At 65.5% G+C, this 14213-nt stretch carries 17 protein-coding genes; 10 read left to right on the top strand and 7 right to left on the bottom strand.

The features are described from left to right. Positions 1–5: 5 nt before the first annotated feature. Together pcaC and pcaD are read right to left on the bottom strand one after the other, a co-directional pair. Positions 6–404: a 4-carboxymuconolactone decarboxylase gene (pcaC, locus tag ACOZK4_RS12260; protein WP_421592114.1), complete on the bottom strand. Its 399-nt coding sequence runs from the start codon at positions 402–404 to the stop codon at positions 6–8. Next, positions 397–1209 (bottom strand): 3-oxoadipate enol-lactonase, encoded by an 813-nt coding sequence (gene pcaD / locus ACOZK4_RS12265; protein ID WP_421592115.1) that lies wholly within the window; start codon positions 1207–1209, stop codon positions 397–399. Before pcaD ends, pcaC begins: the two co-directional genes overlap by 8 nt. A gap of 95 nt (positions 1210–1304) precedes the next feature. Between pcaD and pcaQ the strand changes: the two genes are divergently transcribed. Next, the gene (gene pcaQ / locus ACOZK4_RS12270; protein WP_421592248.1) at positions 1305–2228 is read left to right on the top strand and encodes a pca operon transcription factor PcaQ; all 924 of its coding nucleotides are present in this window, start codon (positions 1305–1307) and stop codon (positions 2226–2228) included. Positions 2229–2294: 66 nt separating this feature from the next. Beyond that, positions 2295–3026, top strand: a complete 732-nt coding sequence (locus tag ACOZK4_RS12275) for a 3-keto-5-aminohexanoate cleavage protein (protein ID WP_421592116.1) — start codon at positions 2295–2297, stop codon at positions 3024–3026. Here ACOZK4_RS12275 and pobA read toward each other — a convergent pair. Beyond that, a complete protein-coding gene (gene pobA / locus ACOZK4_RS12280; protein ID WP_421592117.1) occupies positions 3020–4192 on the bottom strand; it encodes a 4-hydroxybenzoate 3-monooxygenase in 1173 nt (390 codons plus the stop codon). The two genes, ACOZK4_RS12275 and pobA, sit on opposite strands and share 7 nt — an antisense overlap. A 112-nt stretch (positions 4193–4304) precedes the next feature. Between pobA and ACOZK4_RS12285 the strand changes: the two genes are divergently transcribed. Continuing rightward, the gene (locus ACOZK4_RS12285; RefSeq protein WP_421592118.1) at positions 4305–5201 is read left to right on the top strand and encodes a helix-turn-helix domain-containing protein; all 897 of its coding nucleotides are present in this window, start codon (positions 4305–4307) and stop codon (positions 5199–5201) included. On the opposite strand, the gene ACOZK4_RS12290 is transcribed toward ACOZK4_RS12285, so the two are convergent. Together ACOZK4_RS12290 and ACOZK4_RS12295 are read right to left on the bottom strand one after the other, a co-directional pair. Then, positions 5186–5836, bottom strand: coding sequence for a sulfite oxidase-like oxidoreductase (locus tag ACOZK4_RS12290; RefSeq protein WP_421592119.1), 651 nt, complete (start codon positions 5834–5836; stop codon positions 5186–5188). The two genes, ACOZK4_RS12285 and ACOZK4_RS12290, sit on opposite strands and share 16 nt — an antisense overlap. A gap of 55 nt (positions 5837–5891) precedes the next feature. After that, positions 5892–6647 carry an IclR family transcriptional regulator gene (locus ACOZK4_RS12295; protein ID WP_421592120.1) on the bottom strand — a complete coding sequence of 252 codons (756 nt, stop codon included), beginning with the start codon at positions 6645–6647 and terminating at the stop codon, positions 5892–5894. Positions 6648–6904: 257 nt separating this feature from the next. On the opposite strand from ACOZK4_RS12295, the gene ACOZK4_RS12300 reads away from it, so the two are divergent. The 6 genes from ACOZK4_RS12300 to ACOZK4_RS12325 all read left to right on the top strand — a co-directional run bounded on the left by ACOZK4_RS12300 (position 6905) and on the right by ACOZK4_RS12325 (position 12187). Next, on the top strand, positions 6905–7612 hold the full coding sequence (locus tag ACOZK4_RS12300) for a 3-oxoacid CoA-transferase subunit A (RefSeq protein ID WP_421592121.1): 708 nt from the start codon (positions 6905–6907) through the stop codon (positions 7610–7612). Then, on the top strand, positions 7609–8298 hold the full coding sequence (locus tag ACOZK4_RS12305) for a CoA transferase subunit B (protein WP_421592122.1): 690 nt from the start codon (positions 7609–7611) through the stop codon (positions 8296–8298). Before ACOZK4_RS12300 ends, ACOZK4_RS12305 begins: the two co-directional genes overlap by 4 nt. 8 nt (positions 8299–8306) lie before the next feature. Continuing rightward, positions 8307–9512 (top strand): 3-oxoadipyl-CoA thiolase, encoded by a 1206-nt coding sequence (gene pcaF / locus ACOZK4_RS12310; RefSeq protein WP_421592123.1) that lies wholly within the window; start codon positions 8307–8309, stop codon positions 9510–9512. 85 nt (positions 9513–9597) lie between these two features. Beyond that, entirely contained in the window at positions 9598–10071 is a 474-nt protein-coding gene (gene ybaK, locus ACOZK4_RS12315) for a Cys-tRNA(Pro) deacylase (RefSeq protein WP_421592124.1), read from the top strand. 68 nt (positions 10072–10139) lie between these two features. Beyond that, the gene (locus ACOZK4_RS12320; protein ID WP_421592125.1) at positions 10140–11405 is read left to right on the top strand and encodes an aminopeptidase; all 1266 of its coding nucleotides are present in this window, start codon (positions 10140–10142) and stop codon (positions 11403–11405) included. Further along, entirely contained in the window at positions 11402–12187 is a 786-nt protein-coding gene (locus tag ACOZK4_RS12325) for a pyrroline-5-carboxylate reductase family protein (protein ID WP_421592126.1), read from the top strand. The genes ACOZK4_RS12320 and ACOZK4_RS12325 overlap by 4 nt, the downstream gene beginning before the upstream one ends. On the opposite strand, the gene ACOZK4_RS12330 is transcribed toward ACOZK4_RS12325, so the two are convergent. After that, entirely contained in the window at positions 12141–13061 is a 921-nt protein-coding gene (locus ACOZK4_RS12330) for an EamA family transporter (RefSeq protein ID WP_421592127.1), read from the bottom strand. The genes ACOZK4_RS12325 and ACOZK4_RS12330 overlap by 47 nt on opposite strands. A gap of 71 nt (positions 13062–13132) precedes the next feature. Here ACOZK4_RS12330 and ACOZK4_RS12335 point away from each other — a divergent pair, with 71 nt between their 5' ends. After that, positions 13133–13615 (top strand): MarR family winged helix-turn-helix transcriptional regulator, encoded by a 483-nt coding sequence (locus ACOZK4_RS12335; protein WP_421592128.1) that lies wholly within the window; start codon positions 13133–13135, stop codon positions 13613–13615. On the opposite strand, the gene ACOZK4_RS12340 is transcribed toward ACOZK4_RS12335, so the two are convergent. Beyond that, positions 13616–14206, bottom strand: coding sequence for an NAD(P)H-dependent oxidoreductase (locus tag ACOZK4_RS12340; RefSeq protein WP_421592129.1), 591 nt, complete (start codon positions 14204–14206; stop codon positions 13616–13618). It abuts the gene before it with no gap. Positions 14207–14213: the final 7 nt, after the last annotated feature.

Below are 14213 nucleotides of genomic sequence, written 5' to 3' on the forward strand. Positions count from 1 at the left end.
TCGCCTCAGGCCGCCTGTTCCGCATCCATATCCGCAAAGACCTGTTTGGCCACGCGGATCGCCCGGTTGGCGGCGGGCACGCCGGCATAGATGGCGACATGCAGCAGCGCCTCGGCAATGTCCGCGCGTGTCGCGCCGGTATTGGCGGTGGCGCGCACATGCATCGCCACCTCCTCGTCATGGCCGAGTGCCGCGAGCAGCGCGATCGTCACCATGGAGCGCTCGCGCTTCGTCCAGCCGGCGCGCGACCAGACGGTGCCCCAGGCGCTTTCGGTGATCAGCTCCTGGAAGGGCTGGTCGAAGGGCGTGGCGGCGGCGCTGGCGCGGTCGACATGGGCATCGCCCAGCACGGCGCGGCGCGTCGCCATGCCCTGCCGGTAGCGCTCGGATTGCGGTTCAGGCATGCAGCTTTCCTCCGGCGGGAATGGTGTCGATGAAGGCGCGGATCATCTCGGTCAGCATTTCCGGCTGCTCGACGCAGGGAATGTGGCCAGCATCCTTGATGACCTCGTAGCGCGCGCCGTGGATGAGTTTGGCCATGGACAGCACGACATCCGGCGGCGTCGAGCCGTCCTGATCGCCGACGACGCAGAGGGTGGGCACGGCGATGCGCTTGGTCGATTCCGTGAGGTCGGCATCGCGCAGCGCCGCACAGGTGGCGGCATAGCCGACGGCGGACTGGCGCGTCAGCATGGTGCGGTAGCCGTGATAGGCGGCGTTCTCAGGCCGGCGGAAGGCCGGCGTGAACCAGCGCTCCATAATGCCGTCGGCCAGGCTCTCGATGCCCTTCGTCTCGACGCTTTCGATGCGGGCGTTCCACATCTCGGCCGTGCCGATCTTGTGCGCGGTGTCGCAGAGAACGAGGCCTTTCACGAGATCCGGGCGCTTCGCCTCCAGCCCCTGGGCGATCATGCCGCCGACGGAGAGGCCGCAGATGATGGCCTCCCGGACGTTCAGCCGGTCGAGCAGGCCGGCGAGATCCAGCACGTGGTCGTCGATCGAATAGGGCACCTGGCCGAGATCGGACAGGCCGTGGCCGCGCTTGTCATAGGTGATGATCGGGAAATCGCCGGCAAGGCGCACCACGACGTCGCGCCAGATGCGGAAATCGGTGCCGAGCGAATTGATGAAGACGATGACCGGCTTGCCGGCCGGCCCGCCGATCAGCTGGTGATGCAGGATCACGTCGTTGACGGTTGCGAATTGCACGTCTGTCTCCTCCCGTTGCCGCAGATTGATCCTTCAATCCGGTTCGGTAAAATGATATTTTCAGCCGATCTGATAACTGATGGGTTATGAAAAGCGTGATCGACAGCCGTATCAAGGTCCGCCATCTCCAGACCTTTGTCGAGGTGGCGCGCCAGAAGAGCGTGATGAAGGCGGCCGGCCTCCTGCATGTCAGCCAGCCGGCGGTGACGAAGACCATCCGCGAGCTGGAAGAGGTTCTGGGTGTCGCCGTCTTCGAGCGCGACGGGCGCGGCATCCGCATCACCCGCATGGGCGAGGTGTTTCTGCGCCATGCCGGGGCGGCGCTCGCGGCGCTGCGTCACGGGCTCGATTCGGTCTCGCAGGCGCGCGCGGGCGAAGCACCGCCGGTGCGCATCGGTGCGCTGCCCACCGTCTCGACGCGCATCATGCCCAAGGCGATGCGGCTCTTTCTGGCGGAAGAGACCGGCGCGCGGATCAAGATCGTCACGGGGGAGAATGCGGTGCTGCTGGAGCAATTGCGCCTCGGCGATCTCGATCTGGTCGTCGGGCGGCTCGCTGCGCCCGAGCAGATGACCGGCTTTTCCTTCGAGCATCTCTATTCGGAAAAGGTGGTTTTTTGCGTGCGCGCCGGACATCCCCTGCTTTCAGGGGGTGCTGTTTTTGTCGGGCTCGATGCCTATCCGGTGCTGATGCCGACAGAGGGTTCGATCATCCGGCCCTTCGTCGAACGCTTCCTGATCGCCAACGGGATCGCCTATGTGGCGAACCCGATCGAGACCGTCTCCGACGCCTTCGGCCGCGCCTTCGTGCGCGACAGCGACGCAGTCTGGATCATCTCCGAAGGGGTGGTGGCCGGCGATATTGCCGAGGGCGTGCTGGCGGCGCTGCCGATCGATACGAGCGAAACGAAGGGCGCCGTCGGCCTCACCATGCGGGCGGAGATCGCACCCTCCCTGCCGCTCGCCATCCTCATGCAGACGATCCGTGAGGTGGCGGGCGCGGTGGCGCCGCGGGCCTGACGGCGGTTGCATGGCGCGACGCGCCGTGCCAGCCTCGTGGTCCGAACCGCACGAGGAGGGTGCTGCATGATCATTCAGGCCTGCATCAACGGCGCGCGCGACGCGGCCTTCCATCCGGCCTTGCCGCTGACGCCAGAGGCGATGGCGGCGGATTGCCTCGCCTGCATCCTCGCCGGTGCCGGCGAAATCCATCTGCATACGCGTGGCGCGGATGGGCGCGAGAGCCTTGCGGCCGAGGTCATGGACGACACCCTGCGGCTGGTGCGCGCGGCCGTGCCCGGCACGCTGGTCGGCGTTTCCACCGGAGACTGGATCGAGAAGAACGATGCGCGCACGCTTGCGGCCATCGCCGCCTGGCGGGAGCTGCCGGACTACGCCTCGGTGAACCTGTCGGAACCGGCCGCGCCCGCCGTCATGCAAGCCCTCTCGGCGCGCGGCGTGGGGATCGAGGCGGGGCTCGCCTCGGTTGCCGATGCGGAGCGGCTTGTCGGCATCACACTGGAGCGGCCGCCCTTGCGCATTCTCATCGAGATCGGTGAGCAGGATTTTGACGCGGCGACGGCGGTTGCGGAGGGCATTCACGCGGTTCTCGACAAGGCCGGCCTGCGCCGGCCGGTCCAGCTGCATGGCATGGACGAGACGGTCTGGCATTTTACCGGGATTGCGGCCACCAGGCGCTGGTCGACGCGTGTCGGTCTCGAGGATGGGCGGGTGCTGCCGGACGGAATGCTGGCGGCGGACAACGCGGCGCTGGTGCGGGCGGCGGTGGAAATCTACCGGCAGGTAGCCGCTCAATAGGGCAAGCCGACATAGTTTTCCGCCAGCGCCGTCTCGGCGGCGCGGGAATGGGTGAGGTAGTCGAGCTCGGCTTCCTGGATCTTCTGGTCGAAGGCGCCGGTGCCGGGGAAACGGTGCAGCATGCTCGTCATCCACCAGGAGAAGCGTACGGCCTTCCAGACGCGGGCGAGCGCCTTTTGCGAATAGGCGTCGAGGCCGGCATTCGAGCGATCCGCGTAGTGCTCGATAAGGCCGCTTGCGAGGTAATGCACATCGCTTGCCGCAAGATTGAGGCCCTTGGCGCCGGTCGGCGGCACGATATGGGCGGCGTCGCCGACGAGGAACAGCCGGCCGAACCGCATCGGCTCGGCGACGAAGGAGCGCAGCGGCGCGATGGATTTTTCAAAACTCGGCCCCGTCACCATCGCCGCGGCATGGTGGGCGGGCAGGCGGCGGCGCAACTCGTCCCAAAAGCGATCGTCCGACCAGGCCTCGATTTTCTCATCCAAAGCGCACTGGATGTAATAGCGGCTGCGGGTGAGCGAGCGCATGGAGCAGAGCGCGAAGCCGCGGGGATGATTGGCATAGATCAGCTCGTGATCGACCGGCGGCACCTCGGCGAGAATGCCGAGCCAGCCGAAGGGATAGACCTTCTCGAAGGTGCGGATGGCCTTGTCAGGCACGGCCTTGCGGCTGGCGCCGTGAAAGCCGTCGCAGCCGGCGATGAAATCGCAATCGATGCGATGCGTCACGCCGTCCTTCTCATAGGTGACATGGGGCGTTCCGCCGTCGAAACCGTGCGGCGTGACATGGCTCGCCTCGTAGATCGTTAGCCGGCTTTCGGCCTCGCGTGTCTCGATCAGGTCTCGCGTCAGTTCGGTCTGGCCATAGACCATGACGCGTTTGCCCTCGGTGAGATCGTGCAGGTCGATGCGGTGGTCGCGGCCGTCGAAGGCGAGCGAGAAGCCGTCATGCGGCAGGCCCTCGGCCTTGAGGCGTGCGCCGACGCCGGCGGCGTCCGCCAGACGAACCGTGCCTTCCTCCAGCACGCCGGCCCGCACGCGCGACAGGATATGCGCGCGGCTGGAGCGATCGAGAAGGACGGTGTCGATGCCGGCCTTGCCCAGAAGCTGGCCGAGCAGCAGGCCCGACGGACCCGAACCGATGATGACGACCTGAACGCGCATGATGTCCTCTCCCTGACATTTCGCAAAGTTTCGGGAAGCGGGCAGACTTGCGCAATGGACGGATCACTCCTCAACTTGTACAAAACGAACATTGCCATCGGGAGGCGGTGACATGGCGAAAACCGTTCCGACCTACGATCTCTATGGCGAAAAGGCGGGAAACGGGCCGGATTTCTGGCTGCATTGCGAGACGATCCCGTCACGCAGCAGCCTGCTCCGCTATGAGATCGGCCTGCACCGGCACGAGAGCTTTTTCCAGATCCTGTACATTTCCGCCGGATCGGGCGACGCGCGGTTCGGCGCCGAAACAGTGGCGCTGACGCCGCCGGCCATCGTCACGATGCCGCCGGCGGTCGATCACGGGTTCCGCTTTTCCCGCGATGTCGATGGTCACGTCTTCACCCTGCTCGCCTCGCATCTGCGCCTTTCCGGCGAGGTGGGGCGGTTTGCGGCCGAGCCCCGCGTGACGCCGCTCGATGCCGGCGATCCGGATGGCGGCTTCGTGTTGGCGGCGCTGGAGCGGCTGGCCGGCGAATGGGCGGGGCGGCGCGGCGGCCGCACGGACCTGATGGAGGCCTATCTGGTCTCGGTGCTGACGCTTGCGGCACGGCTGTGGAGCCGGGACAACCCCACGCAAGGGGTGGGTGAAGCGACGGGCGAGACGGCGCGGCGCATGGAGCATCTCAACGGCCTGATCCAGCAGCATTTCCGCAACCAGAAGCCGGCACAGTTCTATGCGCGGGAAATCGGCATTTCGCCGACCCATCTCAACCGCGTCGTCAAGGCGGCGACGGGGCTGACGGCGCATGCCTATATCGCCCGCAAACTTATTGACGAGGCCAAGCGCGCGTTGGTCTTCACCGAGACCCCGGCGCAGGAGATCGGCCTTGCCCTCGGTTTTGCGGATGCCGCCTATTTCTCCCGCGCTTTCCTGCGGGCGACGGGGGCGACGCCGCGCGCCTTCCGGCTGGCGGAGCGGGCGCGGCTGGCAGCTCAGTCGTCGGAATAGCGTTCTTCCGCCCAGGGATCGCCGCGCATGTGATAGCCGTTGCGCTCCCAGAACCCGGCCTGGTCGCCGGGCAGGAAATCGATGCGGGTCAGCCACTTGGCGCTCTTCCAGAAATAGAGATGCGGCACGACGAGGCGCATCGGTCCGCCATGCTCGGCTGAGATCGGCTTGCCCTCCCAGTGCGTGGCCAGAATGGCGTCTTCGGCGGCGAAATCGGCCAGCGGCAGGTTGGTCGTATAGCCGTCATAGCTCGTCAGCATCACGAAATTCGCCTCCGGCCGGGGCATCACGCGGTCGAGCAGGTCGCGGGTCGAAACACCTTCCCAGCGGTTGTCATAGCGCGACCAGGTCGTCACGCAGTGGATGTCGGACAGTTTCTGGCTCTGCGGCAAGGCGAGAAAGTCCGTCCAGCCGAAAGACATTGGGTTTTCCGCGCCACCCTTCACATCGAGCCGCCAGCTTTCCGGGCGGATGACGGGCTGCTGGCCGAGATCGAGCACGGGCCAGTTCGTCACGAGATGCTGACCGGGCGGCAGGCGATCGGTTTCCGGCCGGGCGATGCGGCCGGTCAGGAATTTTCCCTGGTCTGCCCATTGGCGCTTGGTGCGGGTGAGCTTGCTCTCGTCGTCGGACATGGCGGCCTCCTGTTGCGCTGCAAAAGGTGGGGGCCGCGCCTGCGGTCTGTCAAGATCAGGCGAGCAGCGGCCGCAGCGCCGCCTGCACCGCGCGCATCGCCGGCAGATAGCGCTCGATCATTTCTTCCGCGGCGGCATGGGCGGCCGGCGCGCCGATATTGAGGGCTGCGACGGTGCGGCCGCGCGCGTTTTCCAACGGCACGGCGATGGAGCGCAGGCCGATTTCAAGCTCCTGGTCGATCAGGGCGAAACCCTGTTTGCGGACTTTCGAGAGTTCGTCCAGCAGCGCGTCGGGATCGGTCTTGGTGAAGGGCGTGTTGGCCTTGCGCTCGGAAGCCTCGATGATGGCGCGGGCGTCCGCCTCGGGGAGGGCTGCGAGCAGCACGCGGCCCATGGAGGCGCAATAGGCCGGCAGGCGCGAGCCGGCCATCAGGCTGATCGACATGACGCGCTTCTGCGCGGCCCGCGCGACATAGACGATATCGGCGCCATCGAGCACCGAGGCGGACGCGCTCTGGCCGACCGTTTCGGAGAGCTGGTCGAGAAACGGCTGGACGAGGCGCGGCAGCGGGGTCGCCGAGAGATAGGCATGACCGAGCCGAAGAATCTTCGGCGTCAGCTCGAAGAACTTGCCGTCATAGGCGGCGTAGCCGAGTTCGGCGAGTGTCAAAAGGCACCGCCGCGCCGTGGCCCGGTCGAGGCCGGTTTCCCTCGCGATGTCGGTAATGGTGAGGCGCGGCTTTGTCTCGCCGAAGGCTTCGATGACCCGGAGGCCCTTGGCGAAGCCGCCGATGAAGTCCGTTTCCCGCATTCCCAGTTCCTTCCCGATCGCGACCTCTCCTCCGTCATGCTCGGGCCTGACCCGAGCATCCACCCTCTGTGGGTGCCGTGCGGATCCTCGGCTCAAGGCCTGACATGGCGTTGAGAGGAGGTGAGGCCGTCTTCAAATCCGTCTCGCTTCGGTTGTTCATCTTGTGCGTATATTGAACAAAAGTCAAATAACGCACAAAATGCATTGCCGCTTTTCCCGTTCGGATTTACCTCTCTTGCCGACATCGGGAGATTGGCATGGACAAGAGCATCTCAAGTCTGGCGGAAGCGGTATCGGGCATCGGCGACGGTGCGACGGTGATGATCGGCGGGTTCGGCGGCTCCGGCGCGCCGATCGAGCTGATCCACGCGCTGATCGATACGGGGGCGAGGGACCTCACTGTCATCAACAACAATGCCGGCAACGGGCGCGTCGGCATCGCGGCGATGATCGATGCGGGGCGGGTGCGCAAAATGGTCTGCTCCTTCCCGCGCTCGTCCGATCCGCGCGCCTTCACGGAACGCTATCTGTCAGGCGAAATCGAGCTGGAACTGGTGCCGCAGGGCACGCTGGCCGAGCGCATTCGCGCCGGCGGCGCGGGCATCCCCGCCTTCTACACGCCGACGGGTTTCGGCACGGAACTCGCCGGGGGCAAGCCGGTCGCGGAATTCGATGGCCGCATGTATGTGCAGGAACGCTGGCTGAAGGCGGATTTCGCGCTGATCAAGGCTGAAGTCGGCGATACGCATGGCAACCTCACCTACAACAAGGCCGCCCGCAATTTCAGCCCGCTGATGTGCATGGCGGCGGGCAAGACCATCGTGCAGGTCTCCCGGCTGTTGCCGCCGGGGGGTATCGATCCCGAACAGGTCGTCACGCCGGGTATCTTCGTCGACCAGATCGTCGAAGTCGCTAATCCCGGCCAGGAAGAAGCGCTGATCCGCGCAGGAGTGGCCTACGCATGACCGTCGATACACGCGAAGACATCAAGCTTTCCAACGCCCAGATCGCCTGGCGCGCGGCGCAGGACATTGCCGACGGCGCCTATGTGAACCTCGGCATCGGCTTTCCCGAGATGGTGGCGCGCTATAAGCCCGAAGGGCGCGAGGCGATCTTCCATACGGAGAACGGCATTCTGGATTTCGGCGAGGCGCCGCCGCCGGGTGAGGAAGACTGGGACCTGATCAATGCCGGCAAGAAGGCGGTGACGCTGAAGCCGGGTTCTGCCTTCTTCCACCACGCCGACAGCTTCGCCATGGTGCGCGGCGGGCATCTCGATGTGGCGATCCTCGGCGCCTACCAGGTGGCGGAGAATGGCGACCTCGCCAACTGGCGCGTCGGCTCCAAGGGCGTGCCGGCGGTCGGCGGCGCGATGGATCTGGTGCATGGGGCAAAGTCGGTCGTCGTCATCACCGAGCATGTCACCAAGAATGGCGAACCGAAGCTGGTGGAGCGTTGCAGCTTTCCGCTGACCGGCGTCGGCTGCATTACCCGTATCTATACCAGCCACGCCGTCATCGACGTGTCGGGTGGCCGCTTCGTGCTGCGCGAAAAGCTTGAAGGCATGACGGTCGAGGAATTGCAGGCTATGACGGGCGCGACGCTCCATCTCGACGGCCCCGTCGCCGATCTCGTCGTGCCGGAACTCTGAGGAAAAACATGTCTGACGCCTATATCTGCGACTATATCCGCACGCCCATCGGCCGTTTCGGCGGCTCGCTCTCGTCCGTGCGCGCCGACGATCTCGGCGCCACCCCGCTGAGGGCGCTGATGGCCAGGAATGCCGGCATCGACTGGGAAGCGGTCGACGATGTGATCTACGGCTGCGCTAACCAGGCGGGCGAGGATAACCGGAACGTCGCGCGCATGGCGTCGCTGCTGGCGGGCCTGCCCGTTTCGGTCTCGGGCACGACGATCAACCGGCTCTGCGGCTCGGGCATGGATGCCGTCATCGCCGCGGCGCGCGCCATCAAGGCGGGTGAGGCGGACTTGATGATCGCCGGCGGCGTCGAGAGCATGAGCCGCGCGCCCTTCGTCATGCCTAAGGCGGAGACGGCGTTTTCGCGGAACGCTGAAATCCACGACACGACGATCGGCTGGCGCTTCGTCAATCCGGTGATGAAGAAGCAGTATGGCGTCGATTCCATGCCGGAGACCGGCGAGAACGTCGCCGAAGAGTTCAAGGTGTCGCGCGAGGATCAGGACGCCTTTGCCCTGCGCTCGCAGGCCAAGGCGGCTGCGGCGCAGGCGAATGGCCGTCTGACGAAGGAAATCACGCCCGTGACCATTGCGCAGCGCAAGGGCGATGCGGTCGTGGTGGAGAAGGATGAACATCCGCGTGCAACGACGATGGAGGCGCTCGCCAAGCTCGGCACGCCCTTCAAGAAGGAGGGCGGCACGGTGACGGCGGGTAATGCGTCTGGTGTCAATGACGGCGCGGCCGCGTTGATCATCGCCTCCGAAGCGGCGGTGAAGAAATACGGCCTGACGCCGATCGCCCGCATTCTCGGCGGCGCCATGGCCGGTGTGCCGCCCCGCATCATGGGCATCGGCCCGGTCGCAGCCACACAGCGCCTTTGCGCCCGCCTCGGCCTCAAGCCCTCGGATTTCGACGTGATCGAACTCAACGAGGCCTTCGCCTCGCAGGGCCTCGCCACACTGCGCGAACTCGACATTGCCGATGATGCCGAGCAGGTCAATCCGAATGGCGGAGCCATTGCGCTTGGCCATCCGCTTGGCATGTCCGGTGCGCGTATCACCGGGACTGCGGCGCTGGAATTGCAGCTTTCCGGCAAGAAGCGCTCGCTGTCCACCATGTGCATCGGCGTCGGGCAAGGCATCGCCGTGGCGCTGGAGCGGGTCTGAGCACCCTCTGTCCGGGCGGTTGACAAGCCGCCCGGCATTTCGCACCCATGCGGTCCGATATTTTCGTTTCGATGACGGCCCGCTCATGTCCAAGACCACCCGCGCCACCCAGGCCCTCGCCAAGGCCGGCGTTTCCTTCACCGTCCATACCTATGACTACGATCCGACCGCCGACCGCGTCGGCATCCAGGCCGCCGAGGCTTTGGGGGAAGATCCGGCGCGCGTGCTGAAGACGCTGATGGCGGAGGTGGATGGCAAGCCGGTCTGCGTCATCGTGCCCTCCGATTGCGAGGTCAGCATGAAAAAGCTCGCCAGCGCCTTCAAGGGCAAGTCGGCCAATATGATGAAACCCGCCGATGCCGAGCGGGTGACCGGCTTCGTCGTCGGCGGCATCAGCCCGTTCGGGCAGAAGAAGCAGGTGCCGACGGCGATCGAGGAGGCGGCGCTGGCGCATGAGGCCGTCTATATGAACGGCGGCCAGCGTGGCTTGCAGGTGCGGCTTGCGCCGCGCGATGTCCTGACGGCGCTGAAGTCGATTTCCGCATCCGTCATCGCCTGATTGCGCCTTCTCATTCGGCGCTCCGCACACTAAGTTTCATCCATCGATTTCAGAAAGACAGGCCTGTCATGACATACCCCGCCAATTCCGCCGCCGCCGTTGATCCCGCAAAACTCGACAAGCTCGCCGAGGTCGCCGTGCGCGTCGGCCTGCAGCTTCAGAAGGGACAGGACCTCGTGATGACGGCGCCGATTGCCGCGCTGCCGCTCGTCCGCCTCATCACCAAACACGCCTACAAGGCCGGCGCCGGCCTCGTCAGCACCTTCTATGCCGACGAGGAGGCGACCCTCGCCCGCTACCACAATGCACCGGACGAAAGCTTCGACCGTGCCTCGGACTGGCTCTACGAGGGCATGGCCAAGGCCTATGCCAATGGCGCGGCGCGCCTCGCCATTGCCGGCGACAATCCGATGCTGCTTGCCAATGAGGACCCGGCCAAGGTCGCCCGCGCCAACAAGGCCAATTCCATGGCCTACAAGCCGGCGCTGGAGAAGATCGCCAATTTCGACATCAACTGGAACATCGTCTCCTATCCGAACCCGTCCTGGGCCAAACAGGTGTTCCCGAACGATCCGGAGGACGTCGCGGTCGAAAAGCTCGCCAATGCGATTTTCGCCGCCTCGCGCGTCGATGTCGCCGATCCCGTCGGAGCCTGGGCCGCGCACAATGCTGGCCTTGCAAAACGCTCGGCCTGGCTGAACGGCGAGCGTTTCGCCGCCCTTCACTTCAAGGGACCGGGCACCGACCTGACGGTTGGCCTCGCCGACGGCCACGAATGGCACGGCGGCGCGTCCACGGCGAAGAACGGCATCACCTGCAATCCGAACATCCCGACGGAAGAAGTGTTCACGACGCCGCACGCGCTGCGCGTCGAAGGCCATGTCTCCTCGACCAAGCCGCTGTCGCATCAGGGCACGCTGATCGACGACATCCAGGTGCGCTTCGAAGGCGGCCGCATCGTCGAGGCGAAGGCATCGAAGGGCGAGGCGGTGCTGAACAAGGTGCTGGATACCGACGAGGGCGCGCGCCGCTTGGGCGAAGTGGCGCTGGTGCCGCATTCCTCGCCGATTTCGGCGAGCGGCATCCTGTTCTACAACACGCTGTTCGACGAAAACGCCTCGTGCCACATCGCGCTCGGCCAGTGCTATTCCAAATGCTTCCTCGATGGCGCAAACCTTTCACCGGAACAGATCCGCGCGCAGGGAGGCAATGAAAGTCTCATCCACATCGACTGGATGATCGGCTCCGACAAGGTGGATATCGATGGTATCCGCAATGACGGCAGCCGCACTCCGGTCATGCGCGGCGGCGAGTGGGCCGGCGAGCGCGCATGACCCATCTCGGCGTGATCGGCGGCGGCGGTTGGCTGGCCGGGGCTCTCCTCCGGCCGGTTCTGGCCGACCGCATCATTAAACCCGCCGATCTCGTCCTGTCCTCGCGCTCCGGCAATATTTCCGGCTTCGAAACCTGGCCGGGCGTGCATATGACGACGGACAACGCGATCCTCGTCGATGCCTCCGACGTCATCCTCCTCTCCATCCGCCCGGCCGATATCGAGGCCCTGCAGCTGGATCTGCGCGGCCGCTTCGTAATCTCGGTCATGGCGGGGGTGACGGTGGAGGAAATTTCCGACCGGTTTGGCGCACAGCGCATCGTTCGCGCGATGCCGAATGCCTGCGCCGAACAGCGCCTGTCGTTTACGCCGTGGTTCGCAACACAGGATGTGCGCCGATCGGAGCTGGACTTCGCCCGGCGGCTCTTTGCCGCGTCCGGCCGTGAGCATGTCATCAGCGGCGAATACGAGCTGGACTATTTCACGGCGCTGACCGGGTCGGGTGCGGCCTTTCCGGCACTGATGGCGGACGCGATGATCCGTCACGCCATCGAATCCGGCATCGACCCTGATACGGCCGACATCGCGGTGCGCCAGCTTTTCCTCGGCGCCGCCACGCAGATGGCGGGCATTGCGCAAACGCCTGCCGATATCGTCGAACTCTTCATGGAATATCGCGGCACCACCGCCGCCGGCCTCTCCGCCATGGTCGAGGCCGACCTTGCCCATGCCGTCTTCAAAGGGCTGACGGCCGCGCGGCGGAAGGCGCAGCGCGCGGACTGACCGTCTTTGCCGCCGGGGCCGATTGCGCCCATTGGCTGAGCCAGACGCTGGCGAGAACCACCACCATGCCGGCGATCTGGAGCAGGTTGAGATCCTGCGCCAGCAGCGCCCAGCCGAGCACGACGGCGACGAGCGGGCTGAGGAAGCCGAGCGGCGAGACGGTCGCCGGGTCGAGCCGCGACAGGCCGCGGAACCAGACGATATAGGTTAGCGCCGCACCGATGCCGCCGAGATAGACGAAGCCGAGCAGGTTCTGCACGGACGGAACCGGCAGAGCGGGTTCGAAGGTGAGCGCGACGGGCACCAGCAGCAGGCCGCCGGCCGTCAATTGCCAGGCGGTGAAGGTGAGCGGAGGCACGGGTGGCTGCCAGTGGCGCGATAGAACCGTGCCGAAAGCCATGGAGACTGCGCCGGCAAGGCCGGCGGCGATGCCGATCGGATCGAGATGGGCAGCCGGTGTCCGCACGAGAAGCGCGACCCCGCCGATGCCCGCAAGGCCGGCGACGACGGCAAGCGGACGCACCGCCGTTCCCATCACGGCGCGCGACAGGCCGAGGACGATCAGCGGCTGGATGGCACCGACGGTCGCGGCGACACCGCCGGGCAGACGATAGGCCGAGACGAAGAGCATCGCCCAGAAGAACGAGAAGTTCAGCGCGCCGAGCAGGAATGTGCGCGGCCACCAGATGCCTTTCGGCAGCTGCCGCACGAGCGCAAGCAGGATGAGACCGGCCGGCAAAGCGCGCAGCATGGCGACCGTCAGCGGATAGCCTGATGGCAGAAGCTCGGTCGTGACGATATAGGTGCTGCCCCAGATGGCCGGGGCGGTCGCGGTGAGCAGGATATCGGCGGTGCGAGACATGGATATCTCCATTCAAAGAATCTTGATATCAAGATATGTGATTTTATCTTGACGTCAAGATAGTTGCCGGCTTTAGTCGCGCCATGGATCATGTCGACAGAATTCTCGCCCAGTGGAACCGCGAACGGCCCGACCTCGATGTCGAGCCGATGGGGCTTCTCGGCCGCATTGCGCGGCTGCGCACCCATCTGGCGCGGGAGATCGAAAAGGCGCTGGCCGCGCATGGGCTGAATTCGGCGAGTTTCGACGTGCTGGCGACGCTGCGCCGCTCCGGTCCGCCCTATCGCCTGTCGCCGGGCGACCTCATCGCCACGACCATGGTGTCCTCGGGCACGATGACCAACCGGCTCGACCAGCTGGAAAAGGCCGGCCTCATCGAACGCGCGAACAATCCCGACGACCGGCGTGGCGTGATCATTGCGCTGACGCCGAAAGGACTTGCACTGGTCGATGCGGCGGTGACGGACCATGTCGAGAACCAGCACAAGCTGCTCGGCGGTCTCAACGCGCAGGAGCGCGCGGCGCTCGACGGCCTGCTGCGGAAATTTCTCGGCGAATTTGAGTAGCTAGATTCGGTCGACGAGTTTTTCGACGTGCAGAAGATGCGCGCGGCGCTTTGTGTCGTCGATGCGGTCCATGTCGTGGAGAGAGACCAGCTTGAAATCCAGCCCCTTGGCGCAGAAGGCGGCGATGCCGCGCTTCAAAAGGCGCTTGACGGGATTGCCCATATAGAAGTTCACGACCCACCAGGGCGAGCCGGTCGTGGTGAAGGCCCAGAACAGGTGGATATTGCCGAGCCGCGGCTTAATGCGCCCGCCCTGCGGATCGTTCTCGAAGGCGACGCCGGGGGCGAAGACGCGGTCGAAGAAGCCCTTCAGGATGGCCGGGAAATTGAACCACCACTGCGGGAAAACCAGCACCAGCCCGTCGGCCGCTTTCAGCCTGATGATATAGGGTTCGGCTTCCGCTGGGTCATAGTCCGGCTCGAAATAGCGGCTGCGCTCGGACACGCTGAGGCGCGGGTCGAAATTCTCGCGATAGAGATCGAGAAGATCAACCGTATGGCCGTTCTCCATGAGCTTCCGGCGCACAGTTTCGGCCGTGCTGGCGGCAAAGCTGTCTTCCAGGGGATGGGCGAGCACGAGCAGGATACGCATGGCGACC

The organism is Shinella sp. M27, from assembly GCF_049199905.1.
Classification (GTDB): domain Bacteria; phylum Pseudomonadota; class Alphaproteobacteria; order Rhizobiales; family Rhizobiaceae; genus Shinella.

Excerpts from the sequence above, each read along its gene's own strand:
- pcaC (WP_421592114.1), bottom strand. The coding sequence starts at position 404 with ATGCCTGAACCGCAATCCGAGCGCTACCGGCAGGGCATGGCGACGCGC.
- ACOZK4_RS12275 (WP_421592116.1), top strand. The coding sequence starts at position 2,295 with ATGATCATTCAGGCCTGCATCAACGGCGCGCGCGACGCGGCCTTCCAT.
- pobA (WP_421592117.1), bottom strand. The coding sequence starts at position 4,192 with ATGCGCGTTCAGGTCGTCATCATCGGTTCGGGTCCGTCGGGCCTGCTG.
- ACOZK4_RS12285 (WP_421592118.1), top strand. The coding sequence starts at position 4,305 with ATGGCGAAAACCGTTCCGACCTACGATCTCTATGGCGAAAAGGCGGGA.
- ACOZK4_RS12290 (WP_421592119.1), bottom strand. The coding sequence starts at position 5,836 with ATGTCCGACGACGAGAGCAAGCTCACCCGCACCAAGCGCCAATGGGCA.
- ACOZK4_RS12295 (WP_421592120.1), bottom strand. The coding sequence starts at position 6,647 with ATGCGGGAAACGGACTTCATCGGCGGCTTCGCCAAGGGCCTCCGGGTC.
- ACOZK4_RS12300 (WP_421592121.1), top strand. The coding sequence starts at position 6,905 with ATGGACAAGAGCATCTCAAGTCTGGCGGAAGCGGTATCGGGCATCGGC.
- ACOZK4_RS12305 (WP_421592122.1), top strand. The coding sequence starts at position 7,609 with ATGACCGTCGATACACGCGAAGACATCAAGCTTTCCAACGCCCAGATC.
- pcaF (WP_421592123.1), top strand. The coding sequence starts at position 8,307 with ATGTCTGACGCCTATATCTGCGACTATATCCGCACGCCCATCGGCCGT.
- ybaK (WP_421592124.1), top strand. The coding sequence starts at position 9,598 with ATGTCCAAGACCACCCGCGCCACCCAGGCCCTCGCCAAGGCCGGCGTT.
- ACOZK4_RS12320 (WP_421592125.1), top strand. The coding sequence starts at position 10,140 with ATGACATACCCCGCCAATTCCGCCGCCGCCGTTGATCCCGCAAAACTC.
- ACOZK4_RS12325 (WP_421592126.1), top strand. The coding sequence starts at position 11,402 with ATGACCCATCTCGGCGTGATCGGCGGCGGCGGTTGGCTGGCCGGGGCT.
- ACOZK4_RS12330 (WP_421592127.1), bottom strand. The coding sequence starts at position 13,061 with ATGGAGATATCCATGTCTCGCACCGCCGATATCCTGCTCACCGCGACC.
- ACOZK4_RS12335 (WP_421592128.1), top strand. The coding sequence starts at position 13,133 with ATGGATCATGTCGACAGAATTCTCGCCCAGTGGAACCGCGAACGGCCC.
- ACOZK4_RS12340 (WP_421592129.1), bottom strand. The coding sequence starts at position 14,206 with ATGCGTATCCTGCTCGTGCTCGCCCATCCCCTGGAAGACAGCTTTGCC.